The organism is Flavobacterium sp. FG68 (genome assembly GCF_057808895.1).
The window spans coordinates 1-25,629 of sequence record NZ_JBMDIY010000018.1 but is presented as its reverse complement, the minus strand read 5'-3'; the positions used below and the strand labels follow the sequence as shown (position 1 = coordinate 25,629).

The 25,629-nt window shown below is 34.3% G+C and carries 16 protein-coding genes; 3 read left to right on the top strand and 13 right to left on the bottom strand.

Annotation, left to right across the window (positions count from 1 at the left end; all coding sequences use genetic code 11):
* Positions 1–4 precede the first annotated feature (4 nt).
* Positions 5–2,551 (bottom strand): ATP-dependent Clp protease ATP-binding subunit, encoded by a 2,547-nt coding sequence (locus ACODSB_RS12860; protein WP_053473561.1) that lies wholly within the window; start codon positions 2,549–2,551, stop codon positions 5–7.
* Positions 2,552–2,809: 258 nt separating this feature from the next.
* Here ACODSB_RS12860 and gyrA point away from each other — a divergent pair, with 258 nt between their 5' ends.
* Both gyrA and ACODSB_RS12850 read left to right on the top strand, forming a co-directional pair.
* Entirely contained in the window at positions 2,810–5,452 is a 2,643-nt protein-coding gene (gene gyrA / locus ACODSB_RS12855; protein WP_180857702.1) for a DNA gyrase subunit A, read from the top strand.
* 45 nt (positions 5,453–5,497) lie between these two features.
* Complete coding sequence (locus ACODSB_RS12850) at positions 5,498–6,769, top strand: tetratricopeptide repeat protein (RefSeq protein ID WP_488937337.1); 1,272 nt, start codon at positions 5,498–5,500, stop codon at positions 6,767–6,769.
* Between the two features lie 74 nt (positions 6,770–6,843).
* Here ACODSB_RS12850 and ACODSB_RS12845 read toward each other — a convergent pair whose 3' ends face one another.
* The 7 genes from ACODSB_RS12845 to ACODSB_RS12815 form a co-directional block, all read right to left on the bottom strand.
* The gene (locus ACODSB_RS12845) at positions 6,844–7,263 is read right to left on the bottom strand and encodes an OsmC family protein (protein ID WP_053473558.1); all 420 of its coding nucleotides are present in this window, start codon (positions 7,261–7,263) and stop codon (positions 6,844–6,846) included.
* Positions 7,264–7,691: 428 nt separating this feature from the next.
* The gene (locus tag ACODSB_RS12840) at positions 7,692–9,686 is read right to left on the bottom strand and encodes a DUF349 domain-containing protein (RefSeq protein WP_488937336.1); all 1,995 of its coding nucleotides are present in this window, start codon (positions 9,684–9,686) and stop codon (positions 7,692–7,694) included.
* Positions 9,687–9,932: 246 nt separating this feature from the next.
* Entirely contained in the window at positions 9,933–10,694 is a 762-nt protein-coding gene (locus ACODSB_RS12835; RefSeq protein WP_488937335.1) for a lipid A phosphoethanolamine transferase, read from the bottom strand.
* Between the two features lie 65 nt (positions 10,695–10,759).
* Complete coding sequence (locus tag ACODSB_RS12830) at positions 10,760–11,509, bottom strand: shikimate dehydrogenase family protein (protein ID WP_256634168.1); 750 nt, start codon at positions 11,507–11,509, stop codon at positions 10,760–10,762.
* A gap of 2 nt (positions 11,510–11,511) precedes the next feature.
* Positions 11,512–12,906, bottom strand: coding sequence for a tetratricopeptide repeat protein (locus tag ACODSB_RS12825; protein WP_053473553.1), 1,395 nt, complete (start codon positions 12,904–12,906; stop codon positions 11,512–11,514).
* A gap of 156 nt (positions 12,907–13,062) precedes the next feature.
* On the bottom strand, positions 13,063–14,256 hold the full coding sequence (locus ACODSB_RS12820; protein WP_309841066.1) for an aspartate aminotransferase family protein: 1,194 nt from the start codon (positions 14,254–14,256) through the stop codon (positions 13,063–13,065).
* 312 nt (positions 14,257–14,568) lie between these two features.
* Positions 14,569–16,245, bottom strand: a complete 1,677-nt coding sequence (locus ACODSB_RS12815; protein ID WP_088636411.1) for an OstA-like protein — start codon at positions 16,243–16,245, stop codon at positions 14,569–14,571.
* 339 nt (positions 16,246–16,584) lie between these two features.
* Between ACODSB_RS12815 and ACODSB_RS12810 the strand changes: the two genes are divergently transcribed.
* A complete protein-coding gene (locus tag ACODSB_RS12810) occupies positions 16,585–18,456 on the top strand; it encodes an alpha-amylase family glycosyl hydrolase (RefSeq protein WP_488937334.1) in 1,872 nt (623 codons plus the stop codon).
* A gap of 113 nt (positions 18,457–18,569) precedes the next feature.
* Here ACODSB_RS12810 and ACODSB_RS12805 read toward each other — a convergent pair whose 3' ends face one another.
* The 5 genes from ACODSB_RS12805 to ACODSB_RS12785 all read right to left on the bottom strand — a co-directional run bounded on the left by ACODSB_RS12805 (position 18,570) and on the right by ACODSB_RS12785 (position 25,343).
* Positions 18,570–20,210 carry an alpha-glucosidase gene (locus ACODSB_RS12805; protein ID WP_488937333.1) on the bottom strand — a complete coding sequence of 547 codons (1,641 nt, stop codon included), beginning with the start codon at positions 20,208–20,210 and terminating at the stop codon, positions 18,570–18,572.
* Between the two features lie 153 nt (positions 20,211–20,363).
* Entirely contained in the window at positions 20,364–22,085 is a 1,722-nt protein-coding gene (locus tag ACODSB_RS12800) for a hypothetical protein (protein WP_488937332.1), read from the bottom strand.
* Positions 22,086–22,100: 15 nt separating this feature from the next.
* Complete coding sequence (locus tag ACODSB_RS12795; protein WP_256634173.1) at positions 22,101–23,387, bottom strand: MFS transporter; 1,287 nt, start codon at positions 23,385–23,387, stop codon at positions 22,101–22,103.
* Positions 23,387–24,445 (bottom strand): glycoside hydrolase family 130 protein, encoded by a 1,059-nt coding sequence (locus tag ACODSB_RS12790; RefSeq protein ID WP_180857711.1) that lies wholly within the window; start codon positions 24,443–24,445, stop codon positions 23,387–23,389. The genes ACODSB_RS12795 and ACODSB_RS12790 overlap by 1 nt, the downstream gene beginning before the upstream one ends.
* A 181-nt stretch (positions 24,446–24,626) precedes the next feature.
* The gene (locus ACODSB_RS12785; protein WP_488937331.1) at positions 24,627–25,343 is read right to left on the bottom strand and encodes a RagB/SusD family nutrient uptake outer membrane protein; all 717 of its coding nucleotides are present in this window, start codon (positions 25,341–25,343) and stop codon (positions 24,627–24,629) included.
* Between the last annotated feature and the right edge of the window lie 286 nt (positions 25,344–25,629).

The window sequence follows — 25,629 nt, the reverse complement described above, 5'->3', positions numbered from 1 at the left end:
TAATTTATTGATTTGTCGGTTCTTCGGCTTTGTGAATTTCTACCGAAAGTTCTTGTGAATCTTCTTTCAAATCCATCATGATTTCATCGCCTGAATGTATTTTCGAAGTAATGATTTCTTCTGCTAACAAATCTTCAACATATTTTTGAATTGCTCTTTTAAGCGGTCTTGCCCCAAATTGCTTATCAAAACCTTTTTCAGCAATAAATGCTTTGGCTTTGTCTGTTAAGCTTAATTTGTAACCAAGTTCAGCAATACGAGAATAAAGTTTTTTCAATTCGATTTCGATAATCAAATCGATATCTCCTTTTTCTAAACTGTTGAATACAATTACGTCGTCAATTCTGTTTAAGAATTCAGGAGCAAAGGTTTTTTTCAATGCATTTTCGATAATGCTTTTTGAGTTTTCATCGGCCTGAGCCACTTTTGCAGCAGTTCCGAATCCAACACCTTGTCCGAAGTCTTTTAACTGACGTGCTCCAACGTTAGATGTCATGATAATAATAGTGTTTTTAAAGTCAATTTTACGACCTAAACTATCTGTTAAATATCCGTCATCTAAAACTTGTAACATCATATTAAATACATCTGGATGTGCTTTTTCGATCTCGTCTAAAAGTACAACGCAATATGGTTTTCTACGAACTTTTTCAGTCAATTGACCACCTTCTTCGTAACCTACGTATCCCGGAGGCGCTCCAACTAAACGAGAAATTGCAAATTTTTCCATGTATTCGCTCATGTCAATACGAACTAACGCATCTTCAGAATCGAATAATTCTTTTGCTAAAACTTTTGCTAATTGTGTTTTACCAACTCCGGTCTGACCTAAGAAAATGAATGAACCAATTGGTTTATTAGGATCTTTAAGTCCGGCTCTGTTACGTTGAATAGAACGTGCAATTTTAAGAACAGCTTCATTTTGACCAATTACTTTATTCTGAATCAATTGAGGTAATTGTGCTAATTTGTTGCTTTCTGTTTGTGCAATTCTGTTAACAGGAATTCCGGTCATCATAGAAACAACATCGGCTACATTATCTTCTGTAACTTCAATTCTGTTGTTTTTAGAATCTTCTTCCCATTGTTCTTGTGCAACAGCCAGATCTTTTTCAATGCGTTTTTCATCATCGCGAAGTTTGGCAGCTTCTTCATATTTTTGTTTCTTAACTACCATGTTTTTCATTTCGCGAACTTCTTCTAACTGACGTTCTAAATCCAAAATTTGTTTTGGAACATCAATATTAGTAATGTGAACACGAGATCCGGCTTCGTCCATTGCGTCAATAGCTTTGTCCGGTAAAAAACGCTCAGACATATATCTGTTTGTTAATTTCACACAAGCTTCAATTGCTTCCTGTGTATAAGTAACATTGTGGTGGTCTTCGTATTTGTCTTTTACGTTGTTCAAAATCGCGATTGTTTCTTCAACAGAAGTTGGTTCAACAATTACTTTTTGGAAACGTCTTTCTAAAGCACCATCTTTTTCAATATATTGTCTGTACTCATCAAGAGTTGTAGCACCAATACATTGTATTTCACCTCTTGCTAATGCAGGTTTGAACATGTTTGAAGCATCAAGTGAACCTGTTGCTCCTCCAGCTCCTACAATAGTGTGGATTTCGTCAATAAAAAGAATAATGTCATCGTTTTTCTCCAGCTCGTTCATTACGGCTTTCATTCTTTCTTCAAACTGGCCTCTGTATTTTGTTCCGGCAACTAAACTTGCCAAATCCAATGTTACAACACGTTTGTGAAAAAGAATACGGGATACTTTCTTCTGGATAATACGCAAAGCAAGTCCTTCTGCAATAGCAGATTTACCAACTCCGGGCTCTCCAATAAGAAGCGGATTGTTCTTTTTTCTTCGGCTTAAAATTTGTGAGACACGTTCAATTTCTTTTTCGCGTCCTACAACAGGATCAAGTTTTCCTTCTTCAGCCATTTCTGTTAAATCTCTCCCAAAATTATCTAAAACAGGTGTTTTAGATTTTTTGTTTGACTTATTGGCTGGATTATTAAAACTACTTTCCTTTAGACTGTCATCTTGTCCTGAATCGTCATTGTACGATTCGTTTCTTGGCAAGTTTTCTAAGAATTCTTCTTCGTTTGGCGTCATGTTTAAATATTGTTCTTTAGCTATGTCATAATCTATTTTTAGCTTATTCAATAGCTTGGTTGTTGGATCGTTTTCGTTTCGTAAGATGCATAAAAGCAAGTGAGCTGTGCTAATCGACGAACTTTGAAATACTTTAGCTTCAAGAAAAGTGGTCTTCAATGCCCTTTCGGCCTGTCGGGTCAGATGAAGGTTTTTCTTTTCTGCATTTATCTCAACGCTCTGGTTGGCTGGACTCAGTATTTCTACCTTCCTGCGTAAATGGTCTAGATCGACTGCTAGGTTATTAAGTATATGAATAGCTTTTCCGTTACCATCTCTTAAAATGCCCAGCATTAGATGCTCAGTACCAATAAAGTCGTGTCCTAAACGAAGGGCTTCTTCCTTACTGTATGTAATAACATCTTTTACTCTTGGTGAAAAATTATCATCCATAATATATAATTGGTATTGTAAATTTAATGAATTACAGTTTGAAAAACAAAAACCATACCCATCGAGAACTACTGTCAGCTAATTGACAAAAAAAATAACAATAAAAGCGTTAAAAAACGCTTAATTTATTAACTAAAACCTAAAATAAAGTTGTTAATAAATCATTTAAATAAGTGTAAGGAAATAGCTGAAAAAATTTTAAAAAAACGTATCTTGGCACGCTTTGAAACTAATGTAATTATTAAAACATAACAACTTATGTCTGAAGGAGAAAAGTTAATTCCTATTAACATTGAAGATGAAATGAAATCAGCTTACATCGATTATTCGATGTCAGTAATTGTATCGAGAGCACTTCCTGATGTTAGAGATGGCTTGAAACCAGTGCATCGAAGAGTTCTTTACGGAATGTATGATTTAGGTGTAACTTCAAGATCTGCCCACAAAAAATCTGCGAGAATTGTAGGGGAGGTTTTAGGTAAGTATCACCCACACGGTGATACCTCTGTTTATGATGCAATGGTTCGTATGGCTCAGGAATGGAGTATGCGATATTTATTAGTTGACGGTCAGGGTAACTTTGGTTCTGTTGATGGTGACAGTCCGGCAGCAATGCGTTATACTGAGGCGAGAATGCGTAAAATATCTGAAGATATTATGGCAGACATCGAAAAAGAAACAGTTGACTTTCAATTAAACTTTGACGATACTTTATATGAGCCAAAAGTAATGCCTACAAGAGTTCCTACCTTATTAGTAAATGGAGCAACAGGTATTGCAGTAGGTATGGCGACTAATATGCCGCCGCACAATTTAACAGAAGTTATCAACGGTACATTAGCGTACCTTGATAATAATGATATCGAAGTTGACGAATTAATGACACATATTAAAGCTCCTGATTTTCCAACAGGTGGTGTAATATATGGTTATGAAGGCGTTCGCGAAGCTTTTAAAACTGGTAGAGGACGTATTGTTATGCGTGCCAAAGTTGGTTTTGAAGAAGTGGATGGAAGAGAATGTATTATTGTTACCGAAATTCCATATCAGGTTAACAAAGCCGAAATGATCAAACGTACGGCTGATTTAGTTAATGATAAAAAAATTGAAGGTATTGCGAATATTCGTGACGAGTCTGACAGAAACGGTATGCGTATTGTTTATATCTTAAAACGTGACGCTACTCCAAACGTAGTATTAAATACCTTATATAAATTCACTTCATTACAATCTTCTTTTAGTGTAAACAATATTGCACTTGTAAAAGGACGTCCTCAAATGTTGAATCTAAAAGATATGATTCACTACTTTATTGAGCACCGTCATGATGTTGTAGTTCGCAGAACTCAATTTGAATTACGTAAAGCCGAAGAAAGAGCACATATCTTAGAAGGATTAATTATTGCTTCTGATAATATTGATGAAGTAATTGCGATCATCAGAGGTTCTAAAAATACAGAAGAAGCGCGTGAAAAATTAATCGAAAGATTCAGTTTGTCAGACATTCAGGCCCGTGCTATTGTTGAAATGCGTTTACGTCAGTTGACAGGTCTGGAGCAAGATAAGTTAAGAGCTGAGTTTGAAGAATTAATGAAATTAATCGAGCACTTAAAAGCTTTATTAGCAGATGTTAATTTAAGAACTAATTTAATTAAGGAAGAGCTTGAAGAAATTCGTGAGAAATACGGAGATGAACGTCGTTCTACTATTGAATATTCTGGTGGAGATGTAAGTATCGAAGATTTAATTGCTGATGAAAATGTAGTTATTACAATTTCGCATGCGGGCTATATCAAACGTACCAACTTAACAGAATATAAAACTCAAAATAGAGGCGGAGTTGGACAAAAAAGCGCTGGAACAAGAGATCAGGATTTCCTTGAACATATGTTCGTTGCGACAAACCACCAATATATGATGTTCTTTACCCAAAAAGGAAAATGTTTCTGGATGCGTGTTTACGAAATTCCGGAAGGAAGCAAAACGGCAAAAGGTAGAGCAATTCAAAACTTAGTGAATATTGAAAGCGACGATAAAGTAAAAGCTTTCATTTGTACACAAGACTTAAAAGATAAAGATTATATCAATACGCATAACCTTGTAATGGTTACGAAACAAGGACAGGTTAAGAAAACTTCTTTAGAGAAATATTCTAAACCTCGTGTAAATGGAGTTGCCGCTATTACAATTAAGGAAGGTGATGAATTACTTGAAGCTAAATTAACTGACGGTGAAAGCCAAATTATCCTGGCAGTTAAGTCTGGTAAGTTAGTTCGTTTTGAAGAAACTAAAACACGTCCGATGGGAAGAACAGCTTCCGGAGTTCGTGGAATTTCTTTAAAAGATGATACTGATGAAGTAATTGGTATGGTTACTGTAGCTAAAAATGATGTTGCTGATTCTCAAATATTAGTGGTAACTGAAAACGGATACGGAAAACGTACTAAATTAGTTGATGACGATGGAGAAGATGTGTACAGAATTACAAACCGTGGAGGTAAAGGGGTGAAAACGCTAAATATCACGGAGAAAACAGGAAAATTAATTTCGATTAATGCCGTTACAGATTCTGATGATTTAATGATCATCAACAAGTCCGGATTAACAATTAGAATGGCAATTGAGGATTTACGTGTTATGGGACGCGCTACTCAAGGTGTTAGATTGATTAACCTAAAAGGAAAAGATTCTATCGCTGCTGTTACAAAAGTTATGAAAGATGATGTAGAAGAAGTTATTGTAGATGAAGATGGTAATGTTGTCGAATCTGCAATTGAAAGAGTTAAGCCGGATCTAGATGAAGTTCTTGAAGATGATGGAACTGCTGACGACGACGACGATGACGCTGATGATGTAGTGGAAGACGACGATGACTCGGAAGAAGAAGAATCTGAAGAATAGAGAAAAACCACAAGAAAATTAAATTAAATATACAAATTGAACATTATGAAAAGTAAATATGTTATACTAGCGTCAGCATTACTGATTTCTGTAGCTACATTTGCTCAAAAAGATCAGATTAAAAATGCTGAAAAAGCATTGAAAAGCGGTGATGTACAAGGAGCACTTGCGCAGCTAAAAGATGCTGAAAACTCTATAGTAAATGCAAAAGATACGGAGCAGGCTCAATATTATTTTGTACAAGGAAATGCTTATTTAGACCTTGCAACTAAAAAAGTTGAAGAAAGTAAAAACTTAACTGCAGCGGCTGACAGCTACAAAAAATTAATTGATGTTGAAAATACTTCTGGAAAACAGAAATATTCAACTCAGGCAGCGGCTTCGATTACAAATATCAAAGGTTTGTTGATTAACTCAGCGATCGCTGATACTCAGGCAAACAAACATTCTGACGGTGCTAAAAAATTATATGATGCTTACCAGTTAGATAAAAAAGATACTATCAATCTTTACTATGCAGCATCTACAGCAGTAAACGCACAGGATTTTGATACAGCGCTTCCAATGTATGAAGAGTTGAAAAAATTAAACTATTCTGGTAAAGGAACTTTGTATTTAGCTACAAATAAAGCAAGCGGAGGAGAAGATAACTTCGCTAATGCAAAAGAAAGAGATTTAGCTGTGAAATTAGGAACTCACGAAAAACCTAAAACAGAAGCTATTCCTTCAAAAAGAGGAGAAATCTACAAAAACTTAGCATTGATTTTAGTTCAAAAAGGAAAAATCGAAGATGCTAAAAAAGCAATTGCTGACGCTAGAAAAACAAATCCGGATGACAGTTCTTTGATTCTTACTGAAGCTAACTTATACCTTGAAACAAAAGATTACGACCAGTATAAAAAATTAGTTGGTGAAGCATTACAAAAAGATCCAAACAATGCTGATTTAGTATTTAACTTAGGAGTATTAAGCGCAAATTCAAAGAATGAGGCTGACGCTGAGAAATATTATTTAAAAGCTATCGAAATCAATCCGAACTATACTAATGCATACCTTAACCTTGCTGCATTAAAATTAGAAGCTGAAAAACCAATCATTGACGAAATGAATAAATTGGGTACTTCTGCAAAAGATATGAAACGTTACGACGTTTTAAAAGCACAAAGAGAAGGCGTTTTTAAAGGTGTAATTCCTTACCTTAAAAAAGCAAATGAATTAGATCCTAAAAACGAAGATGTTGCTAAAACATTATTAGGAGTTTATAAAGCATTAGAAATGACTGCTGAAGCAAAAGCTTTAAAAGCAACAATGAACTAATATTAGTCATTTCATTATATAAAAAAAACCATCTCGTAAAAACGGGATGGTTTTTTTATGCTTAGAAAATAAACTTAACTCACTAATGTAGCAGATAAAGTTATAGTTGTATTTAAAAGTTTTGAAATCGGGCAGATTTCTTTTGCTTTCGCAGCCGTTTTTTCAAACTCTTCTGCAGATATTGATGGCACTTTTCCTTTTAAATCTAAATGAATTAAAGTTATCGTTCCGTCTTCAAAAGTTACTGTAGCTTCTGTAGATAAATCATCTGCAGTGAAACCGCCTTCGTTAAGTAAAAAGCTTAACTGCATTGTAAAACAGCCAGAATGCGCAGCTGCAACTAATTCTTCAGGGTTTGTTCCAACTCCGTCTGCAAATCTTGTTTTAAAAGACAATTGTGCGTTATCTAATGTTGTACTTTGTGTGCTTATAGTTCCTTTTCCTTCCATGCCGGTTCCTTGCCAGTTGGCATTTGCTTTTCTTGTAAATTTCATGTTCTTGTTATTTAAAAATTAGTATTAATTGTTATTTGTTTGATTTTCTGTTAATAGTGGTAACTCAAATATAATCAATATTTTGCAGAATAGTTTTACGAAATTTAATGAGAATGTTAAGTTTTAGGTTTTGTTGAAAGTTGAATTGTAGAGTTTTAACGCAAAGAACGCAAAGGTTTACGCAAAGTTCGCAAAGTTTTTGTTGAAAATTGGATTGGAGGTTTAACGCAAAGAACGCTAAGGATTTGCGCAAAGTTTGTAAAGTTTTTTGTTTTTATACTAGTATACAAAGTTCGCAAAGCTTAATAAAAAATCTTTGCGAGCTTTGCGTTAAAAAATGAGCGCAAAAATAAACACAAAAAAAAGGTGCAATGAATTTCATTACACCTTTTATATTTAAATGGTTTCGACTTCGCTCAACCTGATAATTATTCTGGCTGATTTAAGTTTCTTAATTGTTTCAGTTTGTCTTTCCATACTTCAAGACTTTCTTTGTGAATAGCAATGTTTTTACGTACTTCTGTAACAATTGAATTCTCTTTTTTAGCGTTTTTAGTATTGGTAAAGAACTGAATGTTATTTTCTAACTGGAAAATTTCATTTTGAACTTCTTCAATTTTACGCATAATGAAAATCTTTTCATTGTCTAATTTTCTTGTGTCGTTACTATCTGATAACGAATCGATTCTATTAGAGAAACGCATCATTTCAGATTCTTTTTTGCTTAAACTTAGTTTTTCAAAAAGAGCATCTAAAATTTTATTGAATTTCCCTTCAATATGACGTCTTGAAAAAGGTACTTTTCCGTAACCTTTCCAAATTTCAATATGTTGTTTTATAGCATCAAGATCTGTTTTGTGATCACCAGTTAACTGGTAAGCTCTCAAAATATCCAAATAAGCTTTTTTGTTGTCAAATGCAGCAACCTCATCAGCATTTTCTTCTGATTTGTGTTCTTTTAATTTATCAAAATAATGGTTGCATGCATCTTTAAATTCTTTCCAGATTTTATCTGAATATTTCTTAGGAACATGACCAATCTGTTTCCATTCTTCCTGAATTTGCTTCATGATTGGAGTAGTAGAACCAAAATCTGTGCTTTCCTGCAATTCTTTGGCTTTAGCTACAAGAGCCATTTTTTTGTTTAAATTATCGTTTTGATCTTTCTTGATGTCTTTATAAAATGAATTTTTAAAGGCATTGAAATTTCTAACAGCTGTTTTAAACGCAGCCCAGGTTTCTTCATTTACTTCAGAAGGAACTTTCCCGGCAGCGAAAAACTCATTTCTTAAAGCTTCTACTTTTTGAATCTGAACAAGCCATTGCGAATGCGAGTTTACTTTCTCCGTTCCTAAAACCTCGATTTTAGAAATAATTTCTTTTTTAGCTTCAAGATTTTGTTGTTCGTTTGCTCTTTGACTTTCGAATAAAACTTCTCTTTTATCGTGAATTTTTTTCGTCAGTTCGCTAAATTTATTCCAGATAGAATCACGGTGTTCTTTAGAAACAGGACCGATATCTTCTTTCCAAAGTCGGTGTAAATCCTGCAATTCACGAAACGCTTTACTTATGTCGGTTTCGTTTACAAGCTCTTCAACTCTTGCAATAATTTTTTGTTTTTGCTCTAAGTTATGTTTAAAATCTAAATCACGTGCTTCACGATCTAAATGCAGATAATCATAAAAATTTTCTACATGAAAGTGGTAATTGTTCCAAACGTGATTGTATTTGTCTTTTGGAATTGCTCCGGCATTTTTCCATCTTTCTCTTAAATCATTAAAATGCTTAAGCGTGTCTTTTATATTGGCTTGTGGATTTATAAGTTCTTTTAATTCCTCAACTATGGCAAGTCTGTTTTCTAAATTAGATTTTAGATTAGTTTGTAAATGTTTAAAGTGAGCATTTCTTTTCTCTCTAAAAATATTATAATATTCATCAAACTTAGATTTTAAAGGAGAATGATATTCAAATTCTTCATTTGGATCTTCTTTTGAAGCATTAAATTCTTCTCTTTTTTCTTCTATTAGATGATTGTATTGTAGTAAAAATGATTTTTTGATTTCCTCAATATGATCTTTTACAGACATTGTTTTGTCTATATTAACCAATTTTTTAAGTTCGTCTACCAGTGCATCCAAAGAAAAAGTGTCATAATCCTTCATAGGAATATCATGACGCTCTTTTAGCGTTTCATCTTCACTTTCTTCGGCGTTTGAATTTGTTATGGCATCTAATGCACTTTGATGATCAGTTTCTTCAATTTCAGCTGTTTCTTCAACTTCATTTTCAACATCTGGAACAGTAGTTTCAGTTACAGTTTCAGGTTCTGCAGCTTCAACTGTATCATCTTGTGTAGAATCACTAATATCGATTCCTAACTTTCCGTCTGCTTCTTGCAGGTTATCATTCTTTTCTTCTAACATTTTAAATGTATAAGGTTTTTACTTTAAACAGAGCGAAAGATAGTAAAGGTGTTTCTAACTACAAAATAAATCGTTTGTTTATGCTGTATTTTACGATGAAATTCTTATTCTTTACTATCATTTACACCTTTGATATGTTAATTTTTATAAATTGTTTGAAGGAAATAAAAATTTCAATTTCCCATTATTTTTAGAAGATTGAAGTTAAACTAATGATTTTAAACAGAAACTTTTGTCGATTCCTGATTAAAATAAAATCAGCATTCCAACTTCAATTCCCCAGTTATAAGACTTATGATTTCCAAAACCAACACTCGGATGAATATATGCCAAATCATTTGCCGTTATTTTTCGGCCAAATTCTAGAAAAGCATTATTTGGGAAACCCTTATTTGTGTTATTGTATCTAAAAGCGGCATCGGCAGCAAACCAGTTTTTTCCAAAAATATACATAAAGTAATTTTCAAAAGATGTCGTATTGATATCGCTTCTGTTGTCTGATCCTGCGAAACTGGATTGGTTTTCTAAGGAACTTATCCATAAAAATTTATTCATGACCAGATATTTTCCATAGAAAACTGCAGGAGCAATGACCCATTTTCCTGATCCCAAAGCAGGATCAACGGCTGAATTTGATATAACCCGAGCACGAAAAGCAACTCCGCCATTTTTATGTTCTAAATACGGAATATAACTGATTCCGACACCTATATCTCCAATTCCGGTTTTGTTTATAGAAGAAGTATTAGTAGAAATCAATGGAAGATCGACTCTTAAATTCCAGGCCTTGTTGGCAATGGGATGTAAAAATCGAAGCTGTGTTGTATTAAATGAACCGGAATCAGTATCTAAATATTCATTAAAAAGTAAAATCGTTTTTAGATAATAATGATATCGGGCTTCTGTATACACACTACTTGCAGTCTCATTTGTGTTTTGAGATTCCTGTGCTGTAGAAGCAAGTGAAATAAAAAATAAAATGCAGAAGTAAAGTATTGATTTTTTCATAACTATCTACAAATGAGTAGACTAATTTACAAAAATTACTTTAATTTCCTATATTTCAAGTTTTTTTATTTGTTCCAGATTTTCCAGGCTTTCTCTGCCTGAAAAATAAGCATATCATATCCGTTTTTAATTACGGCACCTCTTTCTTTGGCATTTTTAAGAAATTGAGTTTCGGCAGGATTATAAATCAAATCGTATGCAATGTGTTTTTCTGTAAAAAACTCATATGGAAGATCAGGACAAGCTTCTATGTTAGGACTTGTACCAACTGGTGTGCAATTGATTATAATTTGATAATTGTCAAAAGTAGTAGCATTAATTAAGTTGTAATCAATGATATTTTCTTTTGCTTCCCTGGAAACAAAAGTATAAAGAATACCAAGTTCATCAAGTGCAAAAGCCACACCTTTTGAAGCACCGCCGGTACCAAGAATTAATGCCTTTTTATGATGCGGTTCTAATAAAGGTTTTAATGATTTTTTAAAGCCGTAATAATCGGTGTTGTACCCTTTTAGCTTTCCGTTTTTGGTAAACTTAATAGTATTTACAGCACCAATTAAAGCTGCTTTTTTTGATAGTTTATCTAAAAAAGGAATTACCTGCTCTTTATAAGGAATCGTAACGTTTAAACCTTTCAAATCCGGATTGTTTTTTAATAATCCTGTAAAATGGCTGATCTCAGAAATGTCGAAGTTTTCATAGCTGTTGCCGACGAAAATTTCATCATTAAATTTTTCTGTAAAATAACCTTTTGAAAATGAGTAACTAATATTACGGCCCAATAAGCCAAAACGCCTTTTTAAAATATCAATCATTATTATTTTCTGTGTTTTTCGATATAATTTCTAACTGTTTTTTTTGTCCAAACTACCGGAAATAAATCTTCGATAAGAATATAATTATCAAAGTTCAAACGCAATCCATTACTTAAATGGAATTTTGCTTTTGTATTGTCCTGAATCATAAAATACAATCCTGCTAAACGATATTCGATTTCGTTTTCTTCCGGAAAATATTCTGAAGCCTGAAGCAAGGTTTGAATAGCACTTTCAAATTCTCCTAAAAATTGAAGAATATCAACCCAATATAACCAGGTATCAAGAGCATAATCTCCAAATTCAACTGCTTTTCTGTATCCAAATTCAGCTTCTTCAAAAAAGTTCATTTGTTTATTGATCGTTGCATAACGTTTCCAATACAAACGATTTTGATTGTCGATTGCTAATGCTTTATTGACAAAAAATAAGGCTTTTTGAAAATTCTTTTGGCGAACATGAAAATCGGTAATCGCAATCCAGCCTTTATCTAAAAGCGGATCTTCGTGAACAGTCTGGTTGTAATATTGAAGCGCTTTTACAGCATTTCCTAATTTTTCATAACATTTACCAATACGCAATAAGGCATACGAAGTTGCATCGTCTAACTCAATCGTACGATTGTAGCTTTCAATAGCTTCATTGTACTTTTTAAGACGTTCGTAAGCTTTTGCCTTTTCCATAAACGCACCTAAAAACTCATCGTCGATTAGGGTTGCGTAGTCAAAAGCACGAATAGCACTTTCATATTCTTTTACGCCATAATGCAGTCTTCCAAGCTGGTGCCATGCAATTTCACTATATGGGTTTTTGTTGATGTAGTCGTTCAGATATACAATAGCTTCCTGATTTTGATCTAAAAATTCAAAACAGTAAACTACGTTATATAAGGCAGATTGATCTTCTAAATCTTCTTCAAGACATTTAATGAAGCTTTCTTTTGCCAGTTCAAGATTATCCATAAAAAGATATTCCATTCCAATCAAGTTGTACACATCGGCATAATCATCTGTATATTGCAAAGCAATTTTAAGTAATTCTACCGCTTTCTCGTGTTGATCTCTTTTAGAACAAATATTTGCTTTTTGGATATAAATTTCCTCGTTGTTTGGTTCGATTGCATACAACTCGTTTAAAAGCTTCTCAGCTATTTCAAGTTTGTCTTCGTAAACCAGCATTTCTACTTGTACTAATTTTAAGCCTGTAGATTTTGGATGTTGGTCTAATGCAAGTTTTAAGGCCTTTTTTGCTAAATTAGCCTTGCCTATATCTAAATAATGAAGAATAATTTCTTCAAATTCTTCAGAATCAAAAAAGAGCACTTTGTTAGTTTTTAACATCGACTCAAATTTCGATAAGGATAGGTTATAATCTTCTTCTTCGTTGCTTAATTGCATACTTTGTTTTATTTGAAATTAGCCTGTTATAAATTTAGGCAACCATATAATTGATGTGGGGAAGGGAAATTAATTGTTTTGAACAATTTAATTAACAATGAATTTAGAATTTACGTCCCAAATGTAGTTATAATCTTCTGATCTTTAAAAGATTATTTAATTATTGCCCGCTTTTAATATTTCATCCATAACATTTAAAATTATGGAACATCCTTCTCTTATTTCTTCTTCAGAAATTGTAAGCGGCGGCGTTATCCGGATTGCACATCCTTCAAACAAAAGCCAAAACAGTATTAGCCCTTTGTCCTGGCAGTTTAAAATAACCTGATTTGTTATATCTGCAGTTTCTGTCATCGCTGCAAGCATTAATCCCTTTCCTCTAACTTCCTTTATCAAAGGATGTACCAAAAGCGATCTGAACAGTTTTTCCTTTTCTAAGGCTTCCTGCATTAAATTTGTCTCAGTTAATTCCTGCAAAGTAGCCAAACAAGCTGACGCAATGACAGGATGACCTCCAAATGTAGTGATATGTCCAAGTTTAGGATTTTCGGTTAAAAGGTCCATTCTTTCTGCCGAAGCTGTAAATGCACCAACAGGCATTCCGCCTCCCATACCTTTTCCCATAACAACAATATCTGGAACTACATCGTAGGTTTGAAAGCCAAAAAGCTTTCCTGTTCTTCCAAAACCCGGCTGAATTTCATCTACAATCATCAATGCTCCAACTTCGTCACAACGCTTGCGGACTTTCTGCAGAAAGTTATTTTCCGGCTGAATAAATCCGGCACCGCCCTGAATTGTTTCTAAAAGAATTGCTGCGGTTCTGGTTGTTATTTTTTCTAAATCGGCTTCGTTATTAAATGTAATAAAATCTACATCTGGAAGCAGCGGACGAAAAGCTCGTTTGCGTTCTTCAAATCCCATAACACTCATAGAACCCATTGTGTTTCCATGATAGGCGTTATGGCAAGAAATAAGCTGACTGCGTCCTGTTGTTCGTTTTGCGAGTTTTAAAGCGCCTTCGATTGCTTCTGTTCCTGAATTTACTAAATACGTTTTGTTTAGGGATTCGGGAAGGAGTGAGGCCATTAATTTGCAATACTGAACTGCCGGACTTTGCGAATATTCTCCGTAAACCATTACGTGTGAATATTTGTCTAACTGGTCTTTTATGGCCTGATTTACTCTCGGATGCTGATGTCCAAGCGTACAAGCCGAAACTCCGGCAACAAAATCTAAATATTTTTTATCGTTTGTATCGTATATGTATGATCCAATGGCGTGCGAAACTTCCATTCCTAAAGGATAAGGAGAAGTTTGTGCCTGGTATTTTATAAAATCTGGGTTCATTTTTTTTAAGATGCTAAGTTGCTGAGATGCTAAGATTCTTAGATTTTTATTTCAGGTTTAAAGTTTCAGGTTGCTGAAAACTGTGACTGAGACTGAAAACTGAAACTAATTTTTTAACGCAAAGATCGCAAAGATTTACGCAAAGTTTGTAAGGTTAAAATTAAGATTGCATTGTTAATGCAAAGATCTCAAAGCTAAGGCTGAAAATTAAAATGTGTTTTAAGCTTCAGGCTTGTGAAAATTGAGACTGAAAACTGCAAATAATTTTACCACAAAGTCTGTAAACTGTAAACTGCGACTGAAAACTGAAAACTATTTAACTTTAGGTTTAGTCTCTGTTTTTACAGCTGGTTTTTTCTTGTCGTAATTCAAAGTCTCTTTCCTGACTTTCATAGGAACATTTTTATCTTTTTCTTCCTGATCTTTTCCTTCCTTGACTAATTTGTCGTTCATTTCATTTTCTTCGGCAGTAAAAATATCGTCTTTTGATTTTATTCTTTCGTCACCGCGCCAGACAAAACCTCGCAGTTTACGGGCATTTTCAGGTAAATCTTCTTCTGGGAAAATATCTCCGTCAACACGGTTAAAAAACGTAATCGTTTCTACGGCATTATTCTCCAGAATCAGGTTTATTTTACTGCTGACATTTTTATTAATTCCGATTAATTCATTGGCGTCATTCCGCATAAAATAGACGACTTCGGTATTTTTGACGACGTCAACATCGTGGAGTTTTCCTTCTTTAAACTTTCCAAATAAATTAAGTCCCTTGACCTGATTATATCCCGTTCCTAAAGTGTCCTTGGAGATCAGGAAAGTGTTATTAATAACCTTTAATGAATCTAATTTTTTAGTATTATTATCGCCAATTAAATGCATTAAATCGCCTGTAATCTGACTGTCGCCGTTCCATAAAATCGGGCTTCCAATTAGTTTTGTTAAAGCGGTTTTAGAATTTGAATGTATCGAATCACATTTTCCGCTCATGTCGGTTTTATAAAAACGAACATTTTTAAACGCTCTCAAAATTCGTTCACCTTCTTTTCCGGTAACCATTAATCTTTGTCCGTGAATGTAAACCGAATCGTTTTCAACTAAATTAATAGCAACCGCCCTTTTGGTAACAAACATAGAATCTTTTAGTTTGTAAATCTCGGCATAATGCCCTTTTACAAGCCCTTTATTAATAGAATCCGTGATTTTTACATTTCGCGTTGCCGAAGCAAATTCGGTGTTTCGATTATAAAATAAACTATCTCCTTCAATGAGTCGGTCATCGTATTTTATGTATGATTTCCGTAAAAAATGAGCAAGGTTTTTCTTGGTGTCGTAAAACCCTTTTTCAGTATAAATATAATTGGCTTTACTGGTAATTGTTGACGGACCAAGTAAATAAGTATGCCCTGAATTACTGTAATAATCCAAATGATTTGATTTTATAACATACTTCGGATTCGTAATCGTAACTTCTGTCAAAAACTGAAATTTTTTCTCAGCGACAAAATACCTTCCGGATTTACTCACTAAAGTATTGTCTTTGTTCACGATAGTACCTTTTGTATTATAAAAAACTTCTTGGGTATTTCGGTCAAAATTAATAGTATCCGTTTGCAAAGTAGCATCTGGCGAAGTCATTACAGCATCTCCAGTTGCAAAAGCTTTTTTCATATTTCCGTTATATTCGGCATATTTACTATTTAAAAATAAAGTATCACCTTGTACTAATTGTACATTTCCAAAGGCTTTTAAATAATTTTCTTTCTGAAAATAATACGCTTTATTACAAGTAAGCACTACTCCGTCATGGTTTACTTTTACGTTTCCGGTAAGCAAGACCGCATCAGGCGCTGTAGCCTGATCCACATCTAAATAATCAGAATGTTCTATGTTGATTTTTTTTGGTCCCTGCGCTTTTTTTGGTGCTTGCGCAGAAATGATTTGAACACTTAATAAAAGCAGACAAGATATAAAAAAGAGTAATTTCTTCAAGTGATTAAATTTTTGTCAAATTTATAAAAAAGGATACAACCTTAGATTGTTATTAGCATTAATTTATATGTTTATTTTTAAGGTTCAAAGGTACAGAGAAACAAAGGTTCAAAGTTTTTCTGATTTTAAAACCTTTGTCACTTTGAGCCTTTGTCACTTTGAACCTCATCTGAATTTATTAACAAAACCATGAACTCTTACGTTGTAGTTAACGATTTCGTTATTGCGAAATGATAAATTGAAATGGCATTCTTCGGAGTTATGAAAAATAGACTAAATTTAGGAATTGGATTTAGATTTCTAATTCAAAAAAACAGATACGTTTAGATTTAAAAAACTATGATAAAAAGTAAATTTATTGCTGCGGGAATGGCTGCGGCAATGTTGTTTTCGGGTTGTAAAACAAAAGATTTAAAAATGAGTGAAGTAAAAGAAGAAAATTCAAAAGATCATAAAATTGTTGTTTACCAGGTTTTTACCCGTTTATTTGGAAATAAAAACAAAACCAATAAACCGTGGGGAACTATTGAAGAAAACGGAGTTGGAAAGTTTAATGATTTTACAGATAAAGCGCTTCACGAAATAAAAGATTTAGGGGTAACTTATATTTGGTACACGGGCGTTCCGCATCACGCTTTGGTTCGTGATTATACGGCTTACGGAATCTCAAACGACGATCCTGAAGTAGTAAAAGGCCGTGCAGGTTCACCATATGCCGTAAAAGATTATTACAATGTAAATCCTGATTTAGCCGTAAATCCGGCAAACAGATTACAGGAATTTGAGGCTTTAATCGCCCGTACCCATAAAGCAGGTTTAAAATTAATTATTGATATAGTTCCGAATCATATTGCGCGTAAATACGAAGGAAAAAATAATCCTGAAGGAGTAAGAGATTTTGGTGCCGATGATGATGTGAATGTTGAATACAAACGTGACAATAATTTCTACTATATTCCAAATATGCATTTTGAAATTCCCGATGGAGATATTCCCTTAAACGGAGAAAAAAATGCACTTGTTGATGGCGTTTTTGATGAAAATCCTGCAAAGTGGACAGGAAATGGCTCGCGTAAAGTAAAACCGGATCAAAACGATTGGTATGAAACAGTAAAAGTAAATTATGGTGTTCGTCCCGATGGTACAAAAGATTTTCCTGAACTTCCGACTGGTTTTGATCAAAAATCGTATGTCGAACATTTTACATTTTGGCAGGATAAAGAGGTGCCCGATTCGTGGAAAAAATTTAAATCAATAGCTTTATACTGGACAGCAAAAGGTGTTGATGGTTTCCGTTATGATATGGCAGAAATGGTTCCGTATGAATTTTGGAGTTATATGAACTCTGCAATTAAAATGAAAAATCCGAATGCTTTTTTATTGGCAGAAGTTTATAACCCAAATGAATACAGAAATTATATTCGTTTAGGAAAAATGGATTATTTGTATGATAAAGTAGAAACGTATGATAAACTGAAAGATATTATTCACGGAAAATCTTCTCCAGATGGATTATCGGATATTCAAAAAGGAATGGCAGATATTGAGCATCATATGCTTCATTTTCTTGACAATCATGACGAACAGCGTTTAGCTTCTCCGGAATTTGCCGGAACGCCGGAAAGAGGAAAACCTTTAATGGTAGTTTCAACTACTTTGAGCACTTCGCCAACAATGGTTTATTTTGGACAGGAAGTAGGAGAGGCCGGAAATGAAAATGCGGGTTTCGGAACTCGTTCCAGAACTTCGATTTTCGATTATGTCGGAGTTCCAAATCATCAAAAATGGATGAATGAAGGAAAATTTGACGGAGGACAATTGTCTGATTCTGAAAAGCAATTACGAGATTTTTACAAACGATTATTGAATTTTGCTATAAAAAGTCCGGCTTTAATAGGAAGCTTTCAGGAAATTCAATCAGTAAACCGTCAGAATAATGTGGGATATGATGAATTGATTTATTCGTTTGTTCGCTGGTCTGAAAATCAAAAACTGATAATTGTTGCTAATTTCTCTTCAGAAAAAACAAGTGAATTTGATTTGAAAATTCCTTCGGATATTATCTCAAAATGGAACCTAAAAGATGGTTCGTATGTGCTTGTTGATAAATTATATTCTGAGAGTAAAACCTATTTTACTGTAAAAAATGGCGAAGGTTCGGCAAGAGTTAAAATAAAACCATCTGAATCTTTTATTTATGAAGTGAAATAGTCGACAATTAAACTTGTCAGATTTGCTAGTCCTGCAAGGTTTTCGAAACCTTGTAGGTCTTAACTATTTTAGAACCATACCTACAAGGTTTCGAAAACCTTGCAGGATAAAAACTAATTTTTATAAATAATAAAACTATTGGGTTTTAGAATTTTGCTTCCCATTAATACTTTGACATTCGCAGGCAGTGTTATTTCTTTTTTTATACCAAAATTAATTAGAACAGTAATTTTTTCATTTTCAAAAGATCTTGTAAATGAAATTTTATCTCCCTCAAGTTCCAGATTATCATAAGTTCCATATTGCAAAACTTTTTCTTTATTTCTTAAAGCGATCAATTTTTTATAGCTGTTAAGAATAGATTTTTTTTGAGGTTTTAAAGCATCAACATTTATTTTTTTATAATCGGGATTGATTTTAATCCAGCTTTTTTCTGTTGAAAATCCTGCAAACGCTTCTCCGTTCCATTGCATTGGGCTTCGGGATTTATCGCGATTGTGTTCGTTTCCTTCAAGAAGTGCTTCTTTGTCGTTTTTGCCTTGTGCTATTGCCAGTTGATAATGGGTTTTGCCTTGTATATCGACCATTTCGTTTATGTTTTGGGCGATAATATTATGCATACCAATCTCTTCGCCATAGTAAATAAACGGAACTCCTTTTGCGGTAAGTATCAACGCAGCGAGGGTTGTGGCTCTGTCTGTATTTCCGTCAGCTAGTCTGTCGATCATTCTGGGCATATCATGGCTTCCAAAAAATAAAGTGGGATAATTGTTCATGTTTTTCTCCATGCTTTGCAACTCGTCAAAAATACGCTGGGTCGAAAATTCTTTGATGCTTCCAAAATTGAAATTAAAAACAACATCCAGTAAATCCTGCGATTGATATTGTTTTAAAACCTCGATTTTATCGCTGCCAATTTCTCCCACAATAAATCGGTTATCATATTCATTTACGGTCGATTTTATAATTTTCATGGCATTTTTTACACCTTCCTGATCAATATCGTTTACGTGTTCCTGCTGTCCGTTTTTCATCGGATTATCTTTTGTAATTCCGTTAGTAGTCAGGAAATTGATTACATCTAATCTGAAACCATCTACACCAGCATCGAGCCAAAAACGAAGTATTTTTTGAACCTCAGCGACTACTTTTGGATTGGACCAGTTCAAATCGGCCATTCTTTTATCAAACTTATGATAATAATATTGATTGGTTAAATTGTCTTTTTCCCAAGCTGTACCTCCAAAAAAAGATTCCCAATTATTCGGTTCGTCTTTCCAGATATAATAATCCCGATACGGATTGTCTTTTGATTTTCTCGATTCCTGAAACCATTTACAATCAGTAGAGGTGTGGTTTAAAACCATATCGATAATTACTTTTATTCCTCTTTTATGCGCTTCATTCAAAAAAATATCAAAATCGGCTTTAGTACCATAGGTTGGGTCTACTTCGTAATAATTGGCAATATCATAACCGTTATCGACTTTTGGTGAAGTAAGAAAAGGCGTAAGCCAAATGCCTTTTATACCTAATTCTTTTAGATAATCTAATTTTTTGGTCATTCCTTTAAAATCACCGTATCCGTCTCCATTGCTGTCAGCATAACTGGGCATATAGATTTGATAAAAAACGGATTCTTTCCACCATTTTTTGTTGGGTGTGTTTTGGGCGACCGCTGGATTTGTGTTTAGTATTATTAGAAAAACGAATATATAATTGAAGGTATTAGATTTCATAATAGTATTGTCCATTTAATTATCCTCATTTTTGTCATTCCGAGGAACGAGGAATCTTCGCGAGAAACTCTACAAAGAAATTTATACAATCGTTGTCGAGCTACTTGCGAAGATTCCTCGTTCCTCGGAATGACAAGATTGTGTGTCAAGCTAGATAGAAAATAGTTCTTATTTTTTGCCTTGCGATTTATAATCTACCACAATTCCATTAACTAACATCTTTGAACCTTCATAACTTATTTTTCCATTAGAAGGAACTTGTACAATTACAGCGGCACTTAATGGATCCATTTTTATTTTTGCAGAAGCAGAAATATTTTTAGCTATAAAATTCCCCGAAACAGTATTATACAAATCTACTTTTACACCTTTTTGAACTTTTACGGTTACGTTTTTACTTGTAGAATATGGATTATAATACAGATAAGAAGGATAAGCTTTATCGCTATAAAAATCGGTTGCTAATAAATTTAATTGTAATATTCCTGTAACATTGGTTTCACGAATAATACTTCCAAAAATACCAACGTGACCGCTGCCGTAAACACTAAACTGAGATTCTTTAGGATTTTCTCCAGGAACCCAAAGCGGACCATCGCCTTGTGCTACAGGACCTTTTAGGTTTTCATATTCTTTATAACTAGATTGCTTTATGATACCTTCGTAACCAATAACACCTTTTGTAACTTGAGCTAATTCCGGTATTGTTTCATGTTCGTCCGGCATATACTGCGGATAGAAAAAACGAGAAGCATTGGCTGCATTCAGCATCCATTTTCCTATTGCTGTGGCATAAGATTGATCGTATCTTACCATTGGTATAAGCGGCCAGGCAGCGTCATAAGTATTCATTAAAAACCCATATCCGCCGTGATCTACAGTACTTCCAAAAACACCCGAAATATCAATTCCGTTCCAGTTGCCTACTAGTGATCCCCATCCTTCACGACAAATTGGTGTTCCGTCAAAAGTCCAGGCCAACATTTTATTTGTATCGTATTTTGCACCTTCTTCGGCATTAATTCTTGCTGCTAAATAAGCTCCAAAAGGCATTAATACTTCATAAGTTGGATTTTTGGACTGTGATTCTAAAGCTGCTAATGCGCTTTTAGCTCCTTTTAAGTATTTGGCATCGCGGAATTTTTTATACGCCATATACAATACCCATGCATGTCCAGCTGCTGCATCTGGTTGGGCACAGATTTGGTTTGTCATAGGCTTCATTTTGTTGTAATCAAAATAAGAGTATTTGTAGTTGCCGTTTAAAATTACATCGGCTTCATAAAATTTGTCTGCAATACTTCTGGCTATTTCTGTAAAACCGGGTTCATTAGGATATTTATCATAAATGGCATAAAACAGCAGGTTTGGATATACGTCATACCACCAATCGCGGCCATAACCTCCGCCTAGTAAAGCAACTTCGGGGCAGGTATTATTCATCATAATATTCCAGTTGGTTTCTTTGTTGAAATAGTTTTTCAACATCGCAACATAATTTAGGTTTTGCGAGTTGTTTTTGTCTATTCCAACTAATATGGCTCCAAGTGTAGCGCCCATTGTTGCCAGGGCTTCATGAAACATTCCTTTATTGTGATCTGGGCCTTGTCGTACATCTGCAACAGCAGTATATAATCCAACAACGGTTTGCGGGTAATTTTTCTTGCTGTCATCCATCCAGACCATTGGCCAAAATTTACCTTTTGCATTAAAATCATAAACTGTTTTATCAAAATCTAAAGCCAGTTTTTTATAGTCAATAATTTTTAATGGCTGTGGTAAATCAGGCATTTGTGCTACACGGGTTATATTTTGTTGTTTTACTTGTGCGGCTGCTGTTAAACTTAAAACTAACAGACACGAAGTGCTTATTTTTATAAATGTATTCATTTTGTTCTTTTTAATTTAAAGAAGTCCTGCGGCTGTTTCTTCTAATACTTTAGCTTCTATTTCTTCATCTGGTGAAAGTTCAAGACCTTGTTTAATGATTTTTTTGCTAATGTAAATGGAGCATAACTGCAATAGTGCGATAATACCAATGGCATATCTTAGAGCAATATCTTCAGATACAACAAAATATAAGGTTAAAAATGTTCCCGCACCTAAAAGTCTTCCAAGGTATAAACCGGCTTCATGGTTTAGGATATAAGCGAATTCGCCTCTTTTTTCGATTCTGGAAACAATGTCAATTACTTTTAACTGAATAGGGAAATAGGCCAAATCCATCAACGGTTTTGCTATAAGCAGCAATAATAAAAAGATAATTACACCCATTTTGTTAAATAAGAAACCATTTAAACAAGCACCTAAAGCAAATAGGATTAAGCCAACAGAAAATGTTTTAATCCTGTCTGATGGTTTAGAAAAACGGCCTATGAAATAAATAATAATTGCCGCTAAAACTGCCCCAATAGATTGTGCTTTTCCTAATGCGCCTTCTTCTCCCAATATTTTAAAAATAAGCATGGCAGGTGCGGTAACCAAAAATCCTTGTGCCAAACCTTTGAAGGCTGCCAATGAGAGTAGTTTGTACCAAAGCGGATGAAATTTGAAAAATATATATTGCTTTTGTACAGGATTTATAAATTTACCTCTATAACAAACCATTGAAGCTATAATAGTAATTAAAAAAACAACTGCTGTAATGATTTCATAAGCCCGATGTTTTTCGTTTTCGCCTATTTTTGACTGAATAAACAAACCAATTGCTGCGGGTATTGCAATAGCAATTATGGTATAAATAAAGGTTTCTAATCCGTAATAATAATTTCGATTGTTGTCATTAGTTATAGACAAAGCCAGATAATCGCGATTTGACCAGTACAAACCAAAAGAAAGTCCCATAGTAATCCCGGCAACACCAATACCGATTAAATCGAGTGTTTTTAAGGACATCATTATAATCATCGAAACGCCGCTGAGCATCATCCCGATTGAATATAATTTTTTGATATTGATATGTTTCAGCAAAAATCCATTTAATAAAAATGTAAGTGGAATCCCGGTATAAATCGCCAATTGATAGATAACTACTTTTGAGGTATCATTAGAGTTTCGCATAATATAAGCGGCGACAAATATATCGATAACCGGCAGTACTAACGCGTAGACTAAGTTGGTGAAAATAAGAATACGAAAATTATGGGTCTGACTTTTAAAATGATCAATTTCTGATATAAGTTTTTTAAACATTAGCTATTTTTTAAAAGTAAAAGGATTTCTTTAATCGAAAACTGAGCACCGCATACAAATTCATCTGATGCACCGTAATACATGGTAAGAGTGTCTCCGTCAGGCTCTACAATGTGGCCGTTGGTGAATACTACGTTTCCGAAAAAACCGCTTAATTCATATTCTTCAGCAGGAACCATAATAGGATCTATTGTTCTTGCAATTACTTTTGTGGGATCTTCAAGATCCATTAAAAAAGCACCTAAACAATACATATGGTTTTCATTGGCACCATGATAAATTTCGAGCCATCCTTTTTCTGTTTTTATGGGAGCGGCTCCGGCACCAACCCTTTTACTGTCCCAGATTCCTTTTCTTGTTTTTATGATGCAGTGATGATTTCCCCAGTGAATACCATCAGGAGAAGAAGCAATCCAGATGTAATTACCGCCAATATCTACGCTGCTTGGGCGGTGTAAAGCGTAAAATAATCCGTTTATTTTTTCTTCAAAAATGGCGCAGTCTTTATTGTGCGCGGGTAATATCATACCGTGTTTGGTAAAGTTTTTCCAATCGGTTGTAGTACGCAAACCAACACCAACACCATTGTCTGATACAGAAGTGAAGGTTAGGTAATATGTTCCTTCAATCTGGGCGACGCGACAGTCTTCTATTCCAAAAGTTTCGAGCATACCTTCGCCAACCAAATGCGGATAGTTTTCGGGTTCATAAAAATTATGTCCGTCTTCACTGCATAGTAGTCTAAGATGGGAAAGCGTGGTTAAATAATCAACTCCTTTATAATTGATAACACGTGCATCTGTTGCAATAAGTTCAGGATCGTTTTTTTCTATTTCGATAATGTGAATTTCACCTGTTTGAGTCAGTATGGGAAACGAAATAACAGTATCCTTTTGTTTTGGTCTTTCGGCAACGCGCACTATCAGCCAGGTTTTATTATCATATTGAAATACGCCCGGATTTAATAAGCATGTAATTTCTAATCCTTCTCTGCTTGCAGGAATGTCTACAGGCGATAATAATGGGTTGTCTGCAAAACGTTTCGCTATATCTTTCATATTTTTAGTTTTATTTTTTATCGTTTTTAATTACCTCCAGCTTTAGCTGGAGGTTGAAGAATTGATAATAAATTCGGCTTTAGCCAAAATAATTAAGTGTTTTGGCTAAAGCCTAGTTCTCATTCCCTTTTTGATCCCCAGCTAAAGCTGGAGGCAATTAAAAATTGGAAATAGATTTATCTTAATATCCCGGATTTTGTGTTAAAAGTCCTGCTGAGGCATCTACTTCTGCTTGTGGAATTGGATACAGCATATGCTTGTCTAAGAAAACTTTTCCGTGAGCCGTCATTACTTCTTTTGCAATTCCCCATCTTTTTAAATCGGGCATTCTTTGATTTTCAAAACCTAATTCGGATCTTCTTTCAGCAATCAGCCAAGTTTTTATAAGAGCTTTATCTCCAGAATTTGGTCTGTCTGGCAATGTTCCTGCGGGTGGAGGAGGACCAACAGAAGTTACCGGAATAGTTTTGCCCGGGTCAGCTGGAAAAGCCGGATCCTGAACTCTAACCGTAACAGTTGTTACTGTATTTCTGGCTCTTGCTCTAATTTGGTTTATAATGTCAATCGCGCCTGAATAATTTCCTGTTTCATTAAGTGCTTCTGCTTTCCAAAGTAAAACATCAGCATAACGAATGAAAACTTTATTGTTTGGAGCGTCATCATCGCCTTTGTTTCCGCCGTCTGTAGTTCCTAAAAGTTTATTAACCCATTGTTCAGGAGCATTTACGGTATATAATTTTCTAGGATCATTAGGCTCAAACGAAGCTAAAAAATCAGTGCTTGGAGCAAAAAATCCCCACCCAAGAGGCGCACAAATTCCGTTTCCTTTTCTTGGATCAGCTTGTTTAACATGGTTATAAGAGAAAATCACTTCATTGTCTGCATATTCCTTGTTCATATTAAAGTTATCAAAATAATTCGCATCAAGGCTATAAAAACCTGTTGTTTCTAATTCTGATACTAAAGTGTTTACAGCCGCCCAGTCTTTATTGTATAGCGCGGTTTTGGCCAAAAGTGCAATAACCGCTCCTTTTGAAACTCTCCATTTTTCTGTATTTGACGAATATTTTAAATTTGGTAAAAGTCCTTTTGCTGTTTCTAAATCTGTTTTAATTTGGCTCCATACGGTTTCTGGATGTGCTAACTTAGCATGGAGTTCTAGTTAAGAACTAAATCTTAACTTT